Source organism: Endozoicomonas sp. (assembly GCF_031844845.1).
Classification (GTDB): Bacteria; Pseudomonadota; Gammaproteobacteria; order Pseudomonadales; family Endozoicomonadaceae; genus Endozoicomonas.
The window spans coordinates 1-4,111 of record NZ_JAVRMB020000198.1 but is presented as its reverse complement, the minus strand read 5'-3'; the positions used below and the strand labels follow the sequence as shown (position 1 = coordinate 4,111).

Below are 4,111 nucleotides of genomic sequence, written 5' to 3'. Positions count from 1 at the left end.
AGGCAAGGCCACGGCCACGTTACACGATGGATGAACTGATGGCTCAGTGCGATACAGAAGCAGCCATGCCAGAAGAGTTGTCTGAATGGGATTCGATGCCGCCAGCTGGAGATGAAGTGCTGTGAGCGTTTATGACCGTGGCGATATTGTGAAAATCAATTTGAATCCGGTTGCTGGTTCTGAGGTAACGGGGGAAAGCAGACCTTGCCTGGTATTGTCAGTGAAGGCGTTTAACCGTTTAGGGGCTACTCTTGTCGCTCCAATTACCCAGGGTGGAAACTTTTCCCGTGTTCAGGGATTTACTGTCCCTCTGATGGGATCGGGTACAGAGACTCAGGGAGTGGTATTGATCAATGGAGTGAGAATGATTGATCTTAGGGCAAGGCAATCACGCAAGGTAGAAAGCGCACCGCAGGAGCTTGTTGATGAGGTTTTGGCAAGGTTACAGGCCGTGATTGAATAGTTAATGCCGGAGTTCCGGCATTTAAGATTTATGGTTTCACAAAACATAATTATGAATTATGAATTATGTTTCAGGTATTCGCTTATCGCCTCCCTTGCTATGGCAGACATCGAACGGTGCTCGGCTTTTGCCCGTTTACGTTTTTTGGCCAATGCTTCAAGTTCATCATACAGACTGACTGACATAGCGATTGTAAGCCGTTCAATAGCTTCTTCCTGAGCGTTAATCAGGTCGGTTGATTTACCATAAGGTTTATCAGCCAGGGAATCAGCTAGAGCGTCAGCCGCCTTTGCGTTTACAGGTTTCTTGTTATGAACCTGTTTGCTGGGTGTTTTAACCATGGCTGAAAATCTCCCCATACAAGGCTGTCACTTCATCAATTGCCTGTTTGTTACTGGTCTCCAGTACAGACAATCCATCACTCATCACATCGCGATAAATCTTTCGATAACGACCAGAAGATTGAAGTGCCTTAAATTCAGGGAACTCAGCAACGTAGGCTTTAAAGTCTTGCCGTTCATTCTCGATAACCTGAACATTGGTCGACGCCATGGTCTGATAGATAAAAACTTTCAGGTCAGGGTTCAGGTCCATCACTCTGATTATCTGTTCCTGAAGTTCTCCCAGGGTATCAAGATCTAACTGACTGCATTGATGGGGCGCGATGATCATATCGGCCACAGTAGCAGCGGTGATCATTTCCCGACTGTTACGACCAGCAACATCGACAATGATATGACTGAACTTGTCATCAAGGCTTTGCATGGTTTTGGTGAGGTTGTCGTATTTTTGAACCAGTGTTATTGATGGGGTTATTTCACCTGCTTCCCGTTCTTGGTGCCACTTTGCAGCACTCCCTTGTCGGTCAGCATCGACCAGACAAACATCATTACCATTTTTCGCCAGGGCGACCGCAAGGTTACAGGCTATGGTCGTTTTGCCGGAGCCTCCTTTATTACTACCTATCAAGATGATCATGGGTTATCCCTGTTATGTTTTCATAATTATGATATATGTTTTATGAAAACATAATCAATCATTAGGTGTAATTATTATGTGATACAGCCCTTTACTATCGGGTGTTGAAGAACTTAAGCTGTATAGATATACAGCTATATCATGGATGGATGCCGATGGGATTTCCTTCGCCAGCGGAAGATTATAAAGAAAGCCGGCTCTCTCTTGATGAGCACCTGATACACCATCCAGCGGCAACGTTTTTCTGTATTGCCAAAGGGCATTCAATGTCGGAATCAGGCATTGGTGACGGGGCTATTTTGGTCGTGGACCGAAGCCTTAAGGTTCAGGACGGGGATATTGTTGTGGTGGTTCTTGATGGTGAGCATCAGGTTCGATGTATCCGGTTCAACCAGGGAGCAGCCTGTCTGACAGCGAATGCGGATATCACGCCGGTTATGGTTGGACCGGAACAGGACTTTGAGGTTTGGGGTGTGGTGTCGTCATCAATCAATAAGTACCGGCATTAAGCAATGCGTGCAGGGAAACCCACAAGCTTAACAGGCCAGTAAACTTTGATAGAGTAGAGCATCACCCATTATCGAGATTGTTATAAATGGCACTACCCAGTGAATTGGTCAGGGAACATTGGAAAGAGTTTCATCCAACCAGGTACCAGAAATATTTGGAGGCAGGAACATTGGAGAGGGAGTCTCTGATAGTACAGGCGAAAGTGGCGGATATGATCACGGAACTAACGGATGAAGATATAGGGATGAATTGGGAAGAAGCGAGACATACCGCATTCGCTGAACTGATCTTCACGGAGCCGGAAGAGTCGGTAAAGAAGGAGTTAATGGAGTGGGATGAAGAAGACTAAGAGCGTTAGAAAATGGGAGGACTTTTCAGAGCAGGAAAAGGCTGAACTTACTGCTTTGTTGCCGATATGTGGAGTCTTACCGAGGAATTTTAAGCTAGTTTCAAACCCTTCACTGTTGAAGAAATCAGAAATTCCCGATATTAGTTCACTTTCGATATCAGGAGAAAATCGTTTTGAGACTAACTGTTCTGAAAAATCGATTAAACAGTACGATATTCTACCTAAAGAAGCTGTCACCCTGTGTGGAGCCTTGAGGCATTTGCAGCTTAAGCCAGCTCCAAAACCTTCACTGCTGCAAAGGTTGGTCCGGTTTCTGAAGTTGAAAAAATGAGGTGTATATCCATGCAGGTATCCCGGTATTTGCCCAAGGTGATGTAAACCGCAGGATCTTGGCTGTTTGGAAAACATAGCGATAATAGCCAAGGGCAAAAAAACCTTTGGCTAGCAGCCAGATACCATTGATGAGCCAATAGAGAGAGAAGTGGTTAAAAATCCAGAGACTTACCTTCAGGACGATTGCTTACAGATTTTCTTGATTGCTTCCCGGTGATCACCCAATCTTTTTACATAAAGATCAGAACGATTATTATGGTGGTGGACAATCATTACGACTTCAAAAAAAGTCTCTTCTTTGTCGACATTCAGTGATACCCATTCCCCAATTTTTGGCCGTGTTCCATACCGTTTTATTCCGAGACTTACTGCTGTATCAGATGAAACATCAACGGTGATACAGATAAAATCGTACATGATTGCTTACCCCCTGAAAGAATGTCAGCGGAACAGTCCCTTGGTGGGGTTGTTCCGTTTTGATATGGCATCCCCGATATAATGTTCGGTCATTTGGCTGTTCTGGTGCCGGGCATGGGCTCTCAGTATGTGTATGTCTGATCCGTTGTCACTGGCCGTGACCAGCATCCCCCGACGGGTTGAATGCCCGGAATAGAGAGCCGGGTCCAGCCCTGCTTTCTCACAACACTTTTTGATCAGCTTCACATAAGCCTGTGGGTTGATGGGTTTGTTGTCGTTGAGCTTGTACAGGTTTCGGAAGATATAGCCGGTAGTCAGGCCGGAGGCGTGTTGCCAGTCAAGCAATGCCTGGATCGGGCAGTAGTTCGGGATGCCTTTGCTGATGGTGAGTGGTTTTCCTTCAGAGAGCGTGTCCGTTTTGCTGTGTTGGATGATCAGGGTCATCTCGGAATGGTCGTCTTCGATCTTCACGTCTGGCCATTGCAGGTTACACAACTCGGACCGACGCAGGGCAGCAGGGAAGCCGACGAGCAGTAATGCTCGGTTCCGCAGGCCGGTAAGGGTCTTTTTGCTGCACTGTCTCACCAGTTTTTTAAGCAGGTCTTTGGTCAGGGGTTCCTTTTGCAGGAGGCGGTTGCTGAGTCCTTTTTTGCTGCGTACTTGCTTAACCTTTTTGTAGAAGCCCCTGAGCAGTGGGTGATAGGCCGGATTTTCAATGTGAAATTCGTTGATCTCATGGATGAAACTGATAGCGGTCTTGCGCCGTTTGATGGTGTTGGGGCGGATACCGGCATCGACGCACGCTTCGAGCCATTTTTTAACGTGTTCAGGGGCGATTGGGAGTTGGCAGGGGTATTGGTGGTCGTGTAGAAACTGGCTGAACAGGGTCAGGTCAGACCAGTACTCCCGGAAGGTAGTGAGCTTGATACCGCCGAAAAGTTCGCAGAACTCAAAGTCGGTTGTCCATTTTGGAATAAGCTGGGTCAGGTTGTCGGCCATGGTCTTTTGTCGGGTGTTGTGAAAGGGCAGAAAGAATCAAAAGTTAAGGATTTGGATTCATC

The 4,111-nt window shown here is 46.6% G+C and carries 8 protein-coding genes; 4 read left to right on the top strand and 4 right to left on the bottom strand.

Features of this window, described 5'->3' with window-relative positions; all coding sequences use genetic code 11:
* Positions 1–121: 121 nt before the first annotated feature.
* Positions 122–463, top strand: a complete 342-nt coding sequence (locus tag RM811_RS10375) for a type II toxin-antitoxin system ChpB family toxin (RefSeq protein ID WP_402523714.1) — start codon at positions 122–124, stop codon at positions 461–463.
* Between the two features lie 56 nt (positions 464–519).
* Here RM811_RS10375 and RM811_RS10370 read toward each other — a convergent pair whose 3' ends face one another.
* Both RM811_RS10370 and RM811_RS10365 read right to left on the bottom strand, forming a co-directional pair.
* A complete protein-coding gene (locus tag RM811_RS10370; protein WP_402523712.1) occupies positions 520–804 on the bottom strand; it encodes a hypothetical protein in 285 nt (94 codons plus the stop codon).
* On the bottom strand, positions 797–1,441 hold the full coding sequence (locus RM811_RS10365; RefSeq protein WP_402523709.1) for a division plane positioning ATPase MipZ: 645 nt from the start codon (positions 1,439–1,441) through the stop codon (positions 797–799). The genes RM811_RS10370 and RM811_RS10365 overlap by 8 nt, the downstream gene beginning before the upstream one ends.
* A gap of 101 nt (positions 1,442–1,542) precedes the next feature.
* On the opposite strand from RM811_RS10365, the gene umuD reads away from it, so the two are divergent.
* The 3 genes from umuD to RM811_RS10350 all read left to right on the top strand — a co-directional run bounded on the left by umuD (position 1,543) and on the right by RM811_RS10350 (position 2,631).
* Positions 1,543–1,950, top strand: a complete 408-nt coding sequence (gene umuD, locus RM811_RS10360; RefSeq protein ID WP_402523707.1) for a translesion error-prone DNA polymerase V autoproteolytic subunit — start codon at positions 1,543–1,545, stop codon at positions 1,948–1,950.
* Between the two features lie 86 nt (positions 1,951–2,036).
* Positions 2,037–2,300, top strand: a complete 264-nt coding sequence (locus RM811_RS10355) for a hypothetical protein (protein ID WP_402523705.1) — start codon at positions 2,037–2,039, stop codon at positions 2,298–2,300.
* On the top strand, positions 2,287–2,631 hold the full coding sequence (locus RM811_RS10350; RefSeq protein ID WP_402523703.1) for a hypothetical protein: 345 nt from the start codon (positions 2,287–2,289) through the stop codon (positions 2,629–2,631). The genes RM811_RS10355 and RM811_RS10350 overlap by 14 nt, the downstream gene beginning before the upstream one ends.
* Positions 2,632–2,807: 176 nt before the next feature.
* Here RM811_RS10350 and RM811_RS10345 read toward each other — a convergent pair whose 3' ends face one another.
* Together RM811_RS10345 and RM811_RS10340 are read right to left on the bottom strand one after the other, a co-directional pair.
* On the bottom strand, positions 2,808–3,050 hold the full coding sequence (locus RM811_RS10345) for a hypothetical protein (protein WP_402523700.1): 243 nt from the start codon (positions 3,048–3,050) through the stop codon (positions 2,808–2,810).
* Positions 3,051–3,074: 24 nt separating this feature from the next.
* Complete coding sequence (locus tag RM811_RS10340) at positions 3,075–4,049, bottom strand: tyrosine-type recombinase/integrase (protein ID WP_402523698.1); 975 nt, start codon at positions 4,047–4,049, stop codon at positions 3,075–3,077.
* Between the last annotated feature and the right edge of the window lie 62 nt (positions 4,050–4,111).